Source organism: Neolewinella maritima, from assembly GCF_923081025.1.
Classification (GTDB): domain Bacteria; phylum Bacteroidota; class Bacteroidia; order Chitinophagales; family Saprospiraceae; genus Neolewinella; species Neolewinella maritima.
Map to the genome: position 1 here is coordinate 1341597 of NZ_CAKLPZ010000001.1, position 14696 is coordinate 1356292.

Sequence of the window (14696 nt, forward strand, 5' to 3'; positions counted from 1 at the left end):
CAGTATATTTGGGCGCACCTACGCCACTCATATGCGCTACCTCATCACCTCACTATTTTTCCTTTGTACGACACTGCTATCTGCCCAACTAGGGTGGGTAGCCGACCATCCGGGCACCATCACCTATACCCTCGAGCTAGATCGGGTACAGCAGCACGAGTTGCGGATACACATTGACTTTCCGGCCGTGCCACCGGGTGTGTTCTACGTCAAAATGCCCCAGTCTAGCCCCGGCCGCTACGCCCAGCATAATTTTGCGAAGAACGTATACGACGTGGCGGTAACGGGCGCGAACGCGGGTGCAGTACTGGTGAACCGGGTAGACCCCACCACCTGGGCCGTGACGGGCCACGCCGGCCAGGTCACCTTCTCTTACACCCTGTTTACCAATGGGGGCGACGGTACCTATTCTGGGGTGGATGACCGCAAGTTGCACCTCAATATGCCCGCCACCTTCGCCTACGGCGAGCAGCTGAACGACCGGCCGGTGCTGCTACTGTTTGCGGAAGGCCAGCGGCCGGACTGGGAGGTGGCCACGCAGCTGGTCGATCTGGGCGGACGCCGCTTTGCCGCCCCGGATTACTACTACTTCTACGATTCTCCGACGATGGTGGGCTCCATGATGCGCCAGGAGTTCACCGTAGCCAGCGGCTCACGTACCGATACGATCGAGGTAGCGATGATGCACGACGGCAGTCAGGAGGACTTTGAGGCCTACGTCGTCATGGTGGATAGCGTAGTGCGGGCACAGCAACATATCTACGGTGAGCTGCCGGCCTTCGACTATGGTCGCTATACCTTCCTGTGCGCCTACAATGCATACATCGGTGGCGACGGCATGGAGCACCGCAACTCCACCATCTGCTCCGCCCCGGTAGAGCTGGCGGGTAACGAACAGTCGCTGATCGGTACCGTGAGTCACGAGTTCTTCCACTGCTGGAACGTAGAGCGCATCCGCCCGGCCAGCCTGGAGCCCTTCGCCTTCGATCACGTCAATATGAGCGGCGAACTCTGGTTCGCCGAGGGCTTTACCAGCTACTATGATGACCTGGCCCTGCTGCGGGCTGGCATACTGACACCGGCGGACTACGCCAGTAGCCTGGCCAATCAGCTGAACTACGTCGTCCACCGGCCCGGCCGGCAGCACCGCGGACCCATTGCCATGAGTCAGCAGGCTCCTTTCGTCGACGCAGCTACGGCCAACGATCCGACTAACTTCGATAATACCTTCGTGAGTTACTATTCCTACGGAGCTACCATCGCACTGGCTCTGGATCTTCAACTCCGGGAACGTGGACATACCCTGGACGAGCTTATGCGCCTCATGTGGCAGCAGTACGGTAAACCGGAGATCCCCTACCACATCCGCGACATCCAACTGGCCCTCGGCACGGTGGTGCAGGACTCCGCCTGGGCGCGGCAGTGGTTCGCGGAGCATATCTACGGCAGCGCGCTGCCCGACTTCACGCCGCTGCTCCAGCCCTACGGGCTTGAACTTATGCAGCGGCAGCCGGATAGCGTAGGCTTCTACGGACTGCGCCTGCGCGATACTGAAGCAGGACTGGAGGTAGCCGGCACGGTGTATGAGAACAACCCCCTCTACGCGGCGGGAGTGGATCGGGCTAGCATCATCACTGCGGTAGACGGCATAGCAGTCAGCACGAAGGCGGACTGGGATACAGTGGTCCGTAGGTTGAAGATCGGATCAGCTTACCCCATCACCTTCCGGCAACTAGGACGGGAGAAATCGGGGAAGTTTACGGCCACTGCCGACCCCAGCTATATAGGTAAACTAGAAGAGGGCGCGAATGCAGCGCAACTCAGCCGGCGGCGGGACTGGCTGGGCCAGTAGCGCGACAGCTACATCCTAGCGACTGACGTCCCGGTTCTTGACGTGCTCATCCAGCCATTGGTCCTGCTCCCAAAGCAGGTGCAGGATACTTTCCTTGGCCCGGTAGCCGTGGCTTTCTTTAGGAAGCATTACGAGCCGAACGGTAGCACCGAGACCCTTCAGGGCGTTGAAGTACCGCTCGCTCTGCAGGGGGTAGGTGCCGGAGTTGTTGTCTGCCTCCCCGTGGATCAGCAGGAGGGGCGACTTCATCTTGTCGGCGTGCATAAAGGGCGACATATTGTAGTACACCTCCGGTGCCTCCCAGTAATTGCGCTGCTCGGCCTGGAAGCCGAAGGGCGTCAGCGTACGGTTGTAGGCTCCACTGCGGGCAATACCAGCTGCGAAGAGGTCGGAGTGCGATAGGAGGTTAGCGACCATAAAGGCGCCGTAGCTGTGGCCACCCACCGCGACACGCTGCCGGTCGATGTAGCCGAGTTCGTCTACCGCATCGATGGCGGCACGGGCGTTATCGACCAGTTGCTTGCGGAACGAGTCGTTAGGTTCCTCCTCGCCCTCGCCGATGATGGGAAAGGCTGCATCGTCCAGCACGGCGTAGCCCTGGGTCACCCAGTACACCGGCGAACCGTAATAGGGGTAGGTAAACTGATTGGGGTTGGACGTATTCTGGGCGGCACTGGCCTTATCCTTGAATTCCCGGGGATAGGCCCACAGGATCAGGGGCACTTTCTCGCGCGCCACGGTATCGTAGCCCACCGGCAGGTAGAGCGTACCGGATAGCTCTAGTCCGTCAGCACGCTGGTAGGTGATGACTTCCTTATGTACATCCTGCAGGCTCTGGAAGGGATTGGCGAAGTCCGTGAGCTGGCGGGTCTCCTGGGTGCCTAGATCGCGAATGTAGTAGTTGGGATAATCGATCGCGGATTCTTCACGCACCAGCAGCTCCTCGGTGGCGGGGTCGTAATCGAGTAGTTCTTCCAGACGGTCGCGGTAGGTAGAGGTGTAGAGTTCCTCGCTAGCACCGCTCGCTAGATCGATGGACCGCAGGAAGGGAAACTGTCCGCTTTCGGTAAATCCATCACCGATCAGGTAGGCCCGTTCGTCCTCCAGCGCGAGTACCTCGCTGCCGTATGCATTGCGGGTAGTCACGAAGCTTCCGGGGTCGCTGTAGCGGTCCTGGTAGTTGCGATCGAAGAGTACCGTCGGCGCGTCCTCGCCAGCCGGATCGAAGGTGTACACTTTGAGGTTGCGCGTATCGAACCAGCGGTCGTAGGCAATGGCTGTGTGCGCATCTCCCCACTGTACACCGGCATAGCGGTTGTGCAGTTTGAGTAGGGGCGTACCTGCTCCGGCGAAGGGAGGATCCAACTGGTACAGCTCATCGCGGTACTCGGCATCCTGCTCGGGGTCGCCGCCGTCGAGCGCCTGAACGTACACCAGGCTGGCGGGCAGATCGTCGCGCCACTGTATACTGCGCCGCTCGGTCGTGGTGGCCATGAAACCCTGGGGGAGCACCTCGATGAGGGGCAGGCGGGCTACGGTCTGTACGCTGTCGCCACTACTGGTATAGACCGTGGTGGTGGTCGGGAAGCGGTAGTAGGGCACGATGTAGGAGAACGGCCGTTCGATCGTGGTGACCAGCAGATGGCTGCCGTCCGGACTGAAGCGCAGTTCATCGTACATCCCCGTAGGCAGGAAGGCAACGGTATCCCCCTCCAACGGCACGCGGTAAATTACCGAGCGGGCCAGCTGCTCGAAGTTGTATTCGTCATTCGGGTTACTGAGCAGGTCCTGGTACGTCCGGTTCTGCGCCTTTTCGCCATTAGCGGTCGAGATCGTCGGGCCGGTAGGTACCGCATTTGCTACATCTATGAGCGGTTTGCGGTCGTCCGGAAGCATCTTGACGAGGAGCGACTGCCCGTCCTCCGCCCAGCTGATCACGTCGCCCAGGTTTGCATTGACGCGCGCGTCGGTGAGACGGCGTGCGCTGGCCTCGGCCAGGTCGGCTACCCAGACTTCTACTCCCTCCGGCGTGGTATTGGTCAGGGCTACCATCCGCTGGTCCGGCGACCAGCTAATGTTGGCCAGGCGGGCATTCTCCGGTAGACCGCTGAGGGACTGCTCCGTACCCATTTCCGCATCTACTGCCCTGACCTTTACGTCGTTGTAGTAGGTAGTGCGACTGCCAATATTGGTGACCGGATCGATCCGCAAGCCACCGAGCCGCAGCTCCGTCTCCGATAGCTCGGCGATGGTCTTGTACGCGTCGCGGTAGAGCATGACCATGTGCGTGCGATCGTGGTTCATGAGCACCCGTGGGGCCAGCGGCACGTCCACTAGCTCCAGTATTTCCTCAGGCGGTAGCTGGTACGTTACGTTCTCCTGGGCGCGTACGCAGGTGCTGAAGACAAGAAGAGTAAGGGTAATGATCGTGGTGCGCATAGTATGACGGATTGGTGGTACAAGATACGGGGCGATCGCTTGGCCGTCTAATCCAGCCAACGCATGATCCCCCATTCGGAGGGGGACCACATCGCGGTGCGTACGTTGATCTTCTTCAGGCCCTGATTGACCCAGTTGTTGCAGGTGTACACGGCATTGTAGCTGCCCAGGGCTTCGTAGAACTCATCGTTACTGCCGTAGCCTGAGTCGTTGATATGGATCAGGCCCTGGGGGTCCGTACGGAAGGTGGCGTATATGTATTCGTTCAGCTCCTGCACCTGCGACCGCGCCAGCTGTAGGGTGGCCCAGTCGGTACCTACGGTAGTGTAGCCGGTCACGTGCACGGCGGTGGGGCTCGGCAGTAGCATGGCGCGAATGGCAACACTGGGGCGCAGATCGGCCCAGGTCTCGGTGTCGAGGTAAAAGCCTTTGTCTCCCCAACCGAAGGCCAGGTAGGGATAGTCTGCCAGATACCCCAGTTGGGTGCGGATGTCTTCGGGGACCAGGTGGGTAGGCAGGATAAAATCGGTGTGCACCCCGTTGCTGGATATATACACGGGAAGATCCTGCGGGTCGGTCACCGGGTCCGGCCGCGTGGGAATCAGCGAGAGCAGCACGGCGATGGCAAGGTAGCAGCCGAGCAGTCCTACGAGTAGCAATAGGGCCTTGCCCAGCAGTTTAAGCAGGTACAGGGGAGGGGGGATTTGGGGCGTCGCGGAGACGTTCGTAGTGGGCGCGGTGCTTGCTGGCGTCGGCCAGGATGCTGAGTCCGCTATTGAACACGGCCAGGGCGATCGTACCTCCGACGATCCACTGCAGGGGCGGGGCACCGGACTGTTTCTGGACTGCGGAGGCGCTGATCAGACTGGCACCGAAGCCGGTCAGGACCAGGCCGAGGGGGGCTTTGGTGATCCAGCTGCGGTACTGTTGGTGGCGGTCGTAGGCATTAGGCATACTACGGGGGGGCTTAAATTTCAACGATATCGGGCATTTCGCCGTGCGCTTCGTAGGCAGTTACTAGGGCTTCGATCTCGTCCGCCGAAAGGTAATACTTACGCAGGCGTTTCTTGTAGTGGTCGGGCAGGGTAGCGTGCTCCATGAGGTACTGTTTGGTGGCGATGACCTCGCTGCCGAAGCCGTGGTCTACCGCAATGGTATCGGCGCGTCGTTCGGCCTCCCGCATGTAGCGCGACCAGAGCGCGTAACCCAGGCCGAAGGCGATCATGCCACGCCAGGGCCGGTGCAGGTAGTCGACAATGTGACCCAGCTCGTGGGCGAACCAACCGACGACCACCTCCTTGGGCAGCTCCCGCACCCGCACGTGCTCGGTGACCTCCAGGTGGCTGCTGAAATCAACGCGGTAGTGGCGGGTAGCCCGGCGCCAGAACTGGAGGTTGAATACGGGCTGGGCCCGCATGGTGCTGTACTTAGTAGGTAGTTTGCGCAGGTAGATGGGGTGGGGGAGGAGCTCGGGATAGGCAGCCAGGGTCTCGGCAAACCACTCGCGTAGGTGGGGGCTGCTGACGTGTTGGTAGACGATGGTGTGGCGGGGCTGCGGCATACCGAGTCAACCCGAATTCACCCCCTAAGTTGGGCTCCGCAAATTTTACGGCCAACGAACATCCAATAACGACGCAGAGTTATAAACACAGAAAGCAGGTGATGACAAGTGTGTCGGATACATGACTTTCATTCACTCTAACCAAATACCTACACCATGTTACGCTATGCACTTATCTTCTTTGTAATCGCCATTGTAGCCGGTATTCTCGGGTTCGGCGGATTTGCCGGCGCTGCCGCCGGTATCGCCCAGATACTCTTTTACATTTTCTTAGTGCTACTGGTGATCAGTCTGATCTCCCGCCTGTTCAACCGGGCCTAAGCACATAAGCTTCGCATACGAAAGGCCGCGTCCGGGATCGACCCGTTCGCGGCCTTTCCCATCCCAAAAAATCCAGTTATGTCGCGTATCTATTCCTCCCTTGCGCTAGTGATGCTTTCCGCTAGCTCCCTGCTCGCTCAGGCGTCCGACGAGAGCCCCTATAGTTCTTCCACCCTGGAGGATCCCCCCGGCGACTTCTGGGCTACGAATGGTGTAGTAATCTTCTGCGCCGTGATCTTTTTTGGCTTACTGATCTTCGTACTACTACGGGGCCGCAAGCGCGCCTAAGCACCGGCATCCTTTATTATTCCTCCTTCAATTTCTACTATGTTTACCCGAACCAACTTCGACCTGCTCGCCGCTCAAGCCAATGACTACTCCGTCAGTATTTTCATTCCTACCTACCGGGTCGGTAACCAACAGGAGGATCAGATTCGCTTTAAGAATGCCCTGAAAAAAGCCCACGAAAAACTGATCGAGCGCTACGACTTATCCGAACAGGAGGCCACCGATTTTCTCGCAGAGGCTTCCGCTCTGGAGGACAATCAGGAATTCTGGAAGAACCAGAGCGACGGCCTTGCCGTGTTCATCGGTCCGGATCGCATGGAACACTATGCCTGTCCGATCGACTTCGAAACTATGATCTACGTAGCGCCGGAATTCTACCTACGCCCCCTGGTGCCGCTGCTCGGTGAGGAGAGTAAGTTTCACTTCCTGGCCCTCAGCCGTGGAGCGATCAAGCTATATACCGGCAGCGAGTACAGCATCGCCGAGGTAAACCTGCAGGGGTTGGTACCTACCAATATGGACGATGCGCTCATGCAGGACACCCCCGACAACACCCTGGGGCGCGCCGGCGGTGCCGAAGGCCAGCGGGGAAGCAACAATGGTGTGTTCTTTAGCCGCGGAGGAAAGACCGGCGATGAGGTGGAGGACCTGAAGGCCTACTTCGATCGGGTAGACGCCGGAATCAGCGATTACCTGTGCGACGATAACGCCCCCCTCGTCCTCGGTGGCGTAGAACAATTGATCCCGATCTACGAGGAGGCAAACGGCTATGACCACCTCTACACCCAGAACCACGTAAAGGGTAACCTGGAAGAGGACGCCCCCGCCATGCTGCACGAAAAGGCCTGGGCGGTGATCGGTACGCATTTTGAAGATCAGCGGCACCGCGACCGTCAGCTATACGGCGACAACGCAGCTCAGAACGAAGCAGGTAGTGATGTAACCACCGTCGTACCCGCGGCAGTGAACGGCCGGGTAGCCGCTCTCTGGCTCAACAAGGATACCTACGTATACGGTGAGTACCACGCCGAGAATAACGGGGTCGAGATCATGACCGATGAGGATAAGAACGCGACCGAGCTGCTTAATCTGGCTGCCGTGCGGGCCGTACAGTCGGGTGCACGGGTATACAACGTAGCCGCCACGGATCTACCCGTAGCCAGCAGCGACGCCTGTGCGATATACCGCTACGCCGTAGAGGCCGACACGACCAACCTCTAATTTAAAATGCATCAACTAATGAATAAGCTATTCACCTATAGCCTGCTCCTCTGCTTAGCCCTGGCCATCACTGCCTGTGGCGATGAAAGCATTGAGGAGAGTCAGCAGAGTATCGACAGTGAGAACGCCTCCGAGCACAATGACTCCGACGCTAATGACGACGGCGAGGTCACGTACGAAGAGCAATCCGCCCGCGGCGTATCGACGACCAATACGACCAACTATGCCCAGCGTGCCGACTCGATCCGTACGGTGCGGGATACCCTGGTCACACCGACCTACACCGACGATGAGTACGAAGCGGCTTACTCCACCTCGACCACTAATCCCGCCAATCAGGTAGAGGGCGGGATCACGCCCGGTGATGAGCAGAAGCGCAAGCAGTAGCCAGCCAGCGGCTACCAAGCACGAAAGGCCCTTCGCGCAAGCGAAGGGCCTTTCGTGTGTGCGGAAGTAGCCGTGAGGCTACCGAAGAGCCATCCATCGGACTCGAACCGACGACCTATTCATTACGAATGAATTGCTCTACCAACTGAGCTAGGATGGCTATTGGCCGGCAAAGATATATCTTTGCCGCCGATTATGACCAAGCAAAGCGTAGAAATTGCCCGCCGCCGCACCTTCGGCATTGTTGCCCACCCGGACGCCGGCAAAACCACGCTAACCGAGAAGCTGCTGCTCTTCGGCGGAGCGATCCAGGAAGCCGGTGCGGTGAAGAGCAATAAGATCAAGAAAAGCACGACCTCCGACTTCATGGAGATCGAGCGGCAGCGCGGTATTTCGGTCGCCACCTCGGTAATGGCCTTCGACTACGCCGATAAGAAGATCAACATCCTGGATACCCCCGGGCACAAGGACTTCGCCGAAGACACCTACCGCACCCTCACCGCCGTTGACAGCGTGATCGTGGTGATCGATGTGGCCAAGGGTGTGGAGGAACAGACCGAAAAACTCGTCGAGGTCTGCCGAATGCGCAAAACGCCCGTCATCGTGTTCATCAATAAGATGGACCGGCCGGGTAAGGAGGCCTTCGATCTGCTGGACGAGGTAGAGCAAAAGCTACTGCTCAAGGTGGTACCCCTGAGCTGGCCCATCGGTATGGGCGATCGCTTCAAGGGCGTGTATAACTTATTCGAGGAGCGCATCGTACTCTTCCGGCCCGATAACAAGCAGGGACGGCCCGAAGAGACGATTGAATTCGATAAGCTGGACGATCCGGAACTGGACGAGCTGATCGGTCAGGACGCCGCTGATGAACTGCGCGAGGAAGTAGAGATGATCCGCGCGGTCTATCCCAAGTTTCACCATGAGACCTACCTGGCTGGCAACGTCAGTCCAGTGTTCTTCGGTTCCGCGGTCAATAACTTCGGGGTCAAAGAGCTACTCGACTGCTTCGTACGTATCGCCCCGCCACCCATGCCACGCCCGACGGAGGAACGGCAGGTGCTACCCGGGGAGGATCAGTTTGCCGGCTTCGTCTTTAAGATCCACGCGAATATGGATCCCCGGCACCGCGACCGGATCGCCTTTCTGCGTATCTGTTCGGGAACGTTCGAGCGGAACACCAATTACCTGCACGTCCGGCAGGGGCGCAAACTCAAATTTGCTAATCCGACGAGCTTCATGGCCGACCGCAAGGAGGTGATCGACGAGGCCTACGCCGGCGATGTAGTCGGTCTGTACGACTCCGGTAATTTCAAGATCGGTGACACCCTTACCGAAGGGGAGGAACTGCACTTCAAGGGCATCCCGAGCTTTAGTCCCGAGCAATTTCGGCGGGTGCTCAACGGCGACCCCCTGAAATCCAAGCAGCTAGCCAAGGGGATCGATCAGCTGATGGACGAAGGCGTAGCCCAGCTCTTCACCCGCGGGGTAGACAACGCGCAGATCATCGGTACGGTAGGTGCCCTGCAGTTCGACGTGATCCAGTACCGCCTGGAGCATGAATACGGAGCCACGGTACTCTACGAACCCATTAATCTGTTCAAAGCCCTTTGGGTGACCTGCGAGGATGAAGCTGCGCTACAGGCCTTTCGGGACCGCCGCCGGCAGCAGATCGCTACCGACAAGGAGGACCGCCTGGTCTACCTGGCCGACAGCGCTTGGACCCTGCAGATGGCCAGAGACAACCACCCGGAGATCGTCTTCCACTCCACCTCGGAGTTATAACACGAAGTTCGCGTACTGTCGCTACACTACACTGCGTTAAGGTGCTGTTAAGAATGTGAGGATACCCCATATGTATGGGGTGGAAGCTCAACCTAACGTATATTCGTATTGTATCCAGTCAAGCGCCCACATCCGTTGCCTTTGCTACCCTTCAGTGGGTTCGTATTCGCGCTCCTTTCCAGCAATCAGACACGACTTAGCATTTTATCCGATTCTTCGCCCGGGGTCGACTTTATCATCTACGCTTTCTACCTATGCTAAAATCGTCGTTTCTTCTGCTCCTGTCCTTCGGTACCATTCTGCTAATGAGCAGTGCCGAGTTTGACATCACCCGCTATGTAGGCGACCAGTACTCCACCGCTTCCGCCTTCTATGTGCCGGTCAGCCTGGAGACGGGCCCTAAGAAGCTACCCACCCGCGTCACCGATGTAGTCGCGGAATTCCCCGTAGCTACCGAGACGCCTGACTACAAGCTCCGAAACCACGAAGACCGGGCGTTCAAGGCCGAGCTTAAAGCCGCCATCCTCGCCAATCCTATCTGGGCGAAGCTCTACAAATCGAAGCGTCTATCCGTCGGTCTGGTAGATATGAGCAACGAGGCTCAGCCCCGCTTCGCCACCCTCAACGGCAAGCACATGATGTACGCTGCCAGCCTGCCAAAGATCGCCGTGCTCGCAGCAGCCCACGACGCCATCGAGCGCGGTGAGCTCAAGGAGTCTGCCGAGGTGAAGCACGACATGCGCCTCATGATCGCCAAATCCAATAATGCTGCCACCACCCGCATGATCGACCGGGTAGGCTTCGAGCACATCGAGCGCACCATGCGCGACCCCCGCCATAAGCTGTACGATCCCGCAAACGGCGGAGGACTGTGGGTAGGCAAGCGCTATGCTGCCGGCGGCCGTCGCTACCCCGACCCCATGAAGGGCATCAGCCATGCCGCCACTACGGAGCAGGTCTGCCGCTACTTCTACCTGCTCGCCAACGGCAAATTGGTCAGCGAAAGCAGCAGTGCCAAGATGATGAGCTACCTCGTCGACCCCCAGCTGCACCATAAATTCGTCAACACTCTGGACCGGGTAGCACCTAACGCCAAGGTCTACCGCAAGTCAGGCTCGTGGAGTGTCTACCACGCCGACTGCGCGATGGTACAGGGCCCCGACCGCAATTACATCATGACCGCCCTGGTCGAAGATGCCGGCGGCGAGCAAATCATTCGCGACCTCGGTGCCGTTATGGACCGGCTCGCGCGTCAATCGGCTAAGTAATCTTTCCCCGGGCAGTTGCCAAGAGCAGCCGCCGGGCATAACACGTGACCGTTACAGTCCCTCTTACCTTGCGTGAGAGGGACTTTTTACTGCACGGTGTACCTTTGCGTCCACCCCCGGAAACCTTCACAAATGACCCTAGCCTCGCGTTCTCCGCTCTTTCTGATCATCCTCAGCGCGTAGTGGCAGTGCTTCGGCTCATTCTGCTGCTACTGATCCTTTGCACCTGCGGCCCCGCCCTGATGGCACAGGGGGCGGCCTCGTGTACGGGTACCATCACGGGCCGGGTGATGGATGCCCACGACGCCGAAGACATGTCCTTTGCCGCTATCTATATGTTGGAGAGCGAGCGAGGTATCGAGGCGGATCAAAGCGGGGCGTTTCGTATCGAGGGTGTGTGCCCGGGGGAGTTGACGCTGCGCGTCAGCCATATCGGGTGTGACCCGGAGGAGGTGCGTCTGGACTTTCGTGGAGATACTAGTTTGGTGGTCTACCTCCACCACCACGACAATTATACCCAGACGGTGACGGTGACGAGTACCGCCGCCCAGGCCAGCTACGAAGAACGACTGGATGCCCAGTCCGATCAGCAGCTCAGCGAGGTGCTGGCAGGTATCACGGGGGTCAGTACCCTCCGGACGGGCACGGCTGCGGCCAAGCCGGTGTACGACGGGCTGTTTGGCAACCGGCTCAGCATTCAGAATAACGGCGTCGCACAGTCAGGTCAGCAGTGGGGTAACGACCACGCTCCGGAGATCGACCCCTGGGTAGCTGCCTACGTGCGGGTGGTGGAAGGAGTAGACGCGCTGCGCTACGGCGGCAGTACGCTGGGGCCCACCGTACTGATCGAGCCGGCGGACCTGACGTCCCGCACCGGCCCCGAAGGCAAGGTCGCCTACGGCTTGCGGTCGAACGGACTGGCCCACACCCTGAACGCCCGTATCACGGATTCTACCTTCGTCACCTATCGGCTCAGTGCTACCCTCAAGGCTGCCGGCGACCAGCGCGCGCCCGATTATTTCCTGACCAATACGGGCCGGCGAGAAGGTAACGTAGCGCTGCAGGTAGCCAAGTTTTTCTCTCCCCAGTGGACGGCCAACGCCTACTATAGCTTGTTTAACGCGGAGGTCGGTGTGCTGCGGGGATCTCATATCGGTAACCTCAGCGACCTACAGGATGCGATCGGACGTGCGCAACCTTACTTCACCGATTCTTCCTTCAGTTACGGTATCGCCTCACCCCGTCAGACCGTGAGTCATCACCTGATCAAGGGAGAACTGAAGTATACCCCCACGGAGGGGCAGCGTCTGCTACTGCGCTATGGCGGCCAGCTGGATGACCGTAAGGAGTACGACGTACGCCGCGGAGACGATGATCGCGCCGCCCTGCAGTTGCTGCAGCTCACGCACTTCTTGGAAGCAAATTATCACCTTGACTTCGGCGACCAGCAGCACCTGGAGGGTGGATTGCAGTACGAACACGTCAGCAATGAGAACCAACCGGGTACCGGCATTCTGCCCTTGATTCCCGACTACTCGGGGCAGCGGGGATCGGCATACGCCACCTACCACCGGGAGGTCGCCACATTGCGCTATCACTTCGGGGCCCGCTACGACCGGCAGTCCTACCGGGCAGTCCGCATCAGTCGCGATCTTCCGCGGCGTATCGTGCGAAGTCAGCACACCTACGATGCCCTGGGCGGGGCCGCCGGTGCGGGACTAAAAGTGAATGCACGTCTGAGTACGGACGTGGAACTCACCTACCGCCAGCGCGCCCCTCAGATCAACGAACTGTACAGCCAGGGGCTTCACCAGGGGGTGAGTGGCATAGAGGAGGGCGATAGCACCCTGGTGCCGGAAGCCTCCCTGAAGCTGAACGCTGGGCTACACTACGGCAGCGCGAATGGGAAATGGACAGTATCCGGAAGCGGGTTCGTACAACGGGTAGCTAACTTCATCAATCTTGAGCCGCAGGCGGAGTTCAGATTGACGCTCCGCGGAGCGTTCCCCCTGTTCCAGTACCGCGGTGTAGATGCTACGCTCTGGGGGGGGAAAGTCAATATGCTGACGCAGTGGGGTAGGGTAGACCTCAGTACCCAACTGGCTTACGTACGCGGACGTAACCGTACGGACGAGCTACCCCTTATCTACCTGCCACCCCTTAACTGGCGCACTACGGTAGGTGTGCCGGTAGGTGAATGGCGGATGACCGCCACGACCTTACTGGTAACCCGACAGGGAAATCTTCGCGAGCAACAGGACTTTCTGCCCCCGCCGCCCGGCTATACACTGGTAGATGTTCAGGCTTCGCGATCGATCGGGATCGGCCGGCGGTCGCTACTGCTTACGCTGGAGGCAGAGAATATTCTCGATACTTCCTACCGGGACTACCTGGACCGCCAACGCTACTTTGCCGATGCACCGGGGCGGAGCCTGAATATTCGCGCGAGCTATGCTTGGTGAGTTACGAAAATACCCGTACTTTTGCGGACTAATTACGTGCTGTCACTAGGAGAACACGTAAGCAATCATTACAACTAGAATTAGATGGCACACCATAAGTCAGCAAAGAAGCGGATTCGTCAGGATGAGAAGAAGCGTCTTCACAACCGCTACTACAAGAAATCAACCCGTACGGCGATCCGTAAGCTTCGCGATCTCGAAGATCGTACAGAGGCCGAGCGGCAGCTGCCCCGCTTGTTCAGCATGATCGACCGGCTAGCGAAGCGCAATCTATGGCACCCCAACAAAGCGTCCAACCTGAAGTCTGGTCTGGCGCAGCACGTCAACGGACTAGCCTAAGGTACTCCGGGTCCAGTACCCATTAAAAAGCCCCGTCGCAGTACTGCGACGGGGCTTTTTTTGTAGGTAGGTAGCATCAACTATCTCCGGCGGCGATTGCGGCTGCTGCGATTGTTATTGTTACTACGGTTGCTGCGGTTGTGATTGTTGTTACCACCGCCCTTCTTCTTTTTCTTCTTACGGCGGCTCCCATCGTCCTGCGAAGGCTGGCTGCCGGTAGGCTCACCGATCTTGGCATTGGGGGGTAGTACGAGGACTTTATCACTGAGTTCGTACAGGTCCTTACGGATCATCTCCTCATTGTAGAACTTGCCGTCGCGCCAGTCGCTCAGAGCGACCTTCATGTAGTAGGCAGCCGTATAGGTGACCAGGTCACGTTCGGGACCGTCCTCCATCTTCTTACCCTCGTCGATCAGCGCCAGTACGTTCTTACCGTAATGGAGCATGCGCTTGCTGGTGTCGGGGTAGGGTAGCGGCTCTGGCTGTACGCCCTCGGGGTCGGGGGCAGCGTTGATGCCTTCGGGCACGGTGACGTTGAGCTCGCCGCCGGCTATGCGAAAGGCGTGCTTCCAGAGGCGCTCTTCGTAATTCTCCTGCTGCTTGACACTGGGCTGCATCTGGAGCATCAGCTTGATGACGCGTTCCACGTAGGCCTGCCGCTCTTCGTCGGCGTCGATCTCGTTGGCTTTGAGCAGGAGGTCCTGCACCGCTCGGCCATACTCACTGTAGATGAGTTCGGCGTTGCTGGTATTATAGTCTATGTCCCATTCCATGGG

The 14696-nt window shown here is 58.9% G+C and carries 14 protein-coding genes and 1 tRNA gene; 9 read left to right on the forward strand and 6 right to left on the reverse strand.

Annotation, left to right across the window (positions count from 1 at the left end; all coding sequences use genetic code 11):
- Positions 1 to 31 precede the first annotated feature (31 nt).
- Positions 32 to 1852: a M61 family metallopeptidase gene (locus tag MJQ68_RS05510; protein WP_238750027.1), complete on the forward strand. Its 1821-nt coding sequence runs from the start codon at positions 32 to 34 to the stop codon at positions 1850 to 1852.
- Between the two features lie 15 nt (positions 1853 to 1867).
- Here the strand turns inward: MJQ68_RS05510 and MJQ68_RS05515 are convergent, their stop codons facing one another.
- Genes MJQ68_RS05515 through MJQ68_RS05530 form a run of 4 tightly spaced genes read right to left on the reverse strand, consistent with a single transcriptional unit; the run spans position 1868 to position 5852 of the window.
- On the reverse strand, positions 1868 to 4291 hold the full coding sequence (locus MJQ68_RS05515; RefSeq protein WP_238750028.1) for a S9 family peptidase: 2424 nt from the start codon (positions 4289 to 4291) through the stop codon (positions 1868 to 1870).
- 47 nt (positions 4292 to 4338) lie between these two features.
- Entirely contained in the window at positions 4339 to 4950 is a 612-nt protein-coding gene (locus MJQ68_RS05520; protein ID WP_238750029.1) for a TIGR02117 family protein, read from the reverse strand.
- Positions 4951 to 4969: 19 nt separating this feature from the next.
- Complete coding sequence (locus tag MJQ68_RS05525; protein ID WP_238750030.1) at positions 4970 to 5245, reverse strand: hypothetical protein; 276 nt, start codon at positions 5243 to 5245, stop codon at positions 4970 to 4972.
- A gap of 13 nt (positions 5246 to 5258) precedes the next feature.
- A complete protein-coding gene (locus tag MJQ68_RS05530) occupies positions 5259 to 5852 on the reverse strand; it encodes a M48 family metalloprotease (RefSeq protein ID WP_238750031.1) in 594 nt (197 codons plus the stop codon).
- A gap of 156 nt (positions 5853 to 6008) precedes the next feature.
- Here MJQ68_RS05530 and MJQ68_RS05535 point away from each other — a divergent pair, with 156 nt between their 5' ends.
- From MJQ68_RS05535 to MJQ68_RS05550, 4 genes are all read left to right on the forward strand, one after another.
- The gene (locus tag MJQ68_RS05535) at positions 6009 to 6173 is read left to right on the forward strand and encodes a DUF1328 domain-containing protein (protein WP_238750032.1); all 165 of its coding nucleotides are present in this window, start codon (positions 6009 to 6011) and stop codon (positions 6171 to 6173) included.
- A gap of 78 nt (positions 6174 to 6251) precedes the next feature.
- A complete protein-coding gene (locus MJQ68_RS05540) occupies positions 6252 to 6461 on the forward strand; it encodes a hypothetical protein (RefSeq protein WP_238750033.1) in 210 nt (69 codons plus the stop codon).
- A gap of 39 nt (positions 6462 to 6500) precedes the next feature.
- Positions 6501 to 7682, forward strand: coding sequence for a baeRF7 domain-containing protein (locus tag MJQ68_RS05545; protein ID WP_238750034.1), 1182 nt, complete (start codon positions 6501 to 6503; stop codon positions 7680 to 7682).
- A gap of 18 nt (positions 7683 to 7700) precedes the next feature.
- Complete coding sequence (locus tag MJQ68_RS05550) at positions 7701 to 8069, forward strand: hypothetical protein (RefSeq protein ID WP_238750035.1); 369 nt, start codon at positions 7701 to 7703, stop codon at positions 8067 to 8069.
- 87 nt (positions 8070 to 8156) lie between these two features.
- Here MJQ68_RS05550 and MJQ68_RS05555 read toward each other — a convergent pair.
- A tRNA-Thr gene (locus MJQ68_RS05555) sits at positions 8157 to 8229 on the reverse strand.
- 35 nt (positions 8230 to 8264) lie between these two features.
- Here MJQ68_RS05555 and MJQ68_RS05560 point away from each other — a divergent pair.
- From MJQ68_RS05560 to rpsT, 4 genes are all read left to right on the forward strand, one after another.
- Positions 8265 to 9851, forward strand: coding sequence for a peptide chain release factor 3 (locus tag MJQ68_RS05560; protein WP_238750036.1), 1587 nt, complete (start codon positions 8265 to 8267; stop codon positions 9849 to 9851).
- 254 nt (positions 9852 to 10105) lie between these two features.
- Complete coding sequence (locus MJQ68_RS05565; protein ID WP_238750037.1) at positions 10106 to 11119, forward strand: serine hydrolase; 1014 nt, start codon at positions 10106 to 10108, stop codon at positions 11117 to 11119.
- A gap of 182 nt (positions 11120 to 11301) precedes the next feature.
- Positions 11302 to 13581: a carboxypeptidase-like regulatory domain-containing protein gene (locus tag MJQ68_RS05570; RefSeq protein ID WP_238750038.1), complete on the forward strand. Its 2280-nt coding sequence runs from the start codon at positions 11302 to 11304 to the stop codon at positions 13579 to 13581.
- A gap of 84 nt (positions 13582 to 13665) precedes the next feature.
- Complete coding sequence (gene rpsT, locus MJQ68_RS05575; protein WP_238750039.1) at positions 13666 to 13920, forward strand: 30S ribosomal protein S20; 255 nt, start codon at positions 13666 to 13668, stop codon at positions 13918 to 13920.
- 80 nt (positions 13921 to 14000) lie between these two features.
- Here the strand turns inward: rpsT and MJQ68_RS05580 are convergent, their stop codons facing one another.
- Positions 14001 to 14693 carry a DUF4290 domain-containing protein gene (locus MJQ68_RS05580; RefSeq protein ID WP_238750040.1) on the reverse strand — a complete coding sequence of 231 codons (693 nt, stop codon included), beginning with the start codon at positions 14691 to 14693 and terminating at the stop codon, positions 14001 to 14003.
- Between the last annotated feature and the right edge of the window lie 3 nt (positions 14694 to 14696).

Excerpts from the sequence above, each read along its gene's own strand:
- MJQ68_RS05515 (WP_238750028.1), bottom strand. The coding sequence starts at position 4,291 with ATGCGCACCACGATCATTACCCTTACTCTTCTTGTCTTCAGCACCTGC.
- rpsT (WP_238750039.1), top strand. The coding sequence starts at position 13,666 with ATGGCACACCATAAGTCAGCAAAGAAGCGGATTCGTCAGGATGAGAAG.
- MJQ68_RS05530 (WP_238750031.1), bottom strand. The coding sequence starts at position 5,852 with ATGCCGCAGCCCCGCCACACCATCGTCTACCAACACGTCAGCAGCCCC.
- MJQ68_RS05580 (WP_238750040.1), bottom strand. The coding sequence starts at position 14,693 with ATGGAATGGGACATAGACTATAATACCAGCAACGCCGAACTCATCTAC.
- MJQ68_RS05545 (WP_238750034.1), top strand. The coding sequence starts at position 6,501 with ATGTTTACCCGAACCAACTTCGACCTGCTCGCCGCTCAAGCCAATGAC.
- MJQ68_RS05560 (WP_238750036.1), top strand. The coding sequence starts at position 8,265 with ATGACCAAGCAAAGCGTAGAAATTGCCCGCCGCCGCACCTTCGGCATT.
- MJQ68_RS05550 (WP_238750035.1), top strand. The coding sequence starts at position 7,701 with ATGAATAAGCTATTCACCTATAGCCTGCTCCTCTGCTTAGCCCTGGCC.
- MJQ68_RS05540 (WP_238750033.1), top strand. The coding sequence starts at position 6,252 with ATGTCGCGTATCTATTCCTCCCTTGCGCTAGTGATGCTTTCCGCTAGC.
- MJQ68_RS05510 (WP_238750027.1), top strand. The coding sequence starts at position 32 with ATGCGCTACCTCATCACCTCACTATTTTTCCTTTGTACGACACTGCTA.
- MJQ68_RS05565 (WP_238750037.1), top strand. The coding sequence starts at position 10,106 with ATGCTAAAATCGTCGTTTCTTCTGCTCCTGTCCTTCGGTACCATTCTG.
- MJQ68_RS05535 (WP_238750032.1), top strand. The coding sequence starts at position 6,009 with ATGTTACGCTATGCACTTATCTTCTTTGTAATCGCCATTGTAGCCGGT.
- MJQ68_RS05525 (WP_238750030.1), bottom strand. The coding sequence starts at position 5,245 with ATGCCTAATGCCTACGACCGCCACCAACAGTACCGCAGCTGGATCACC.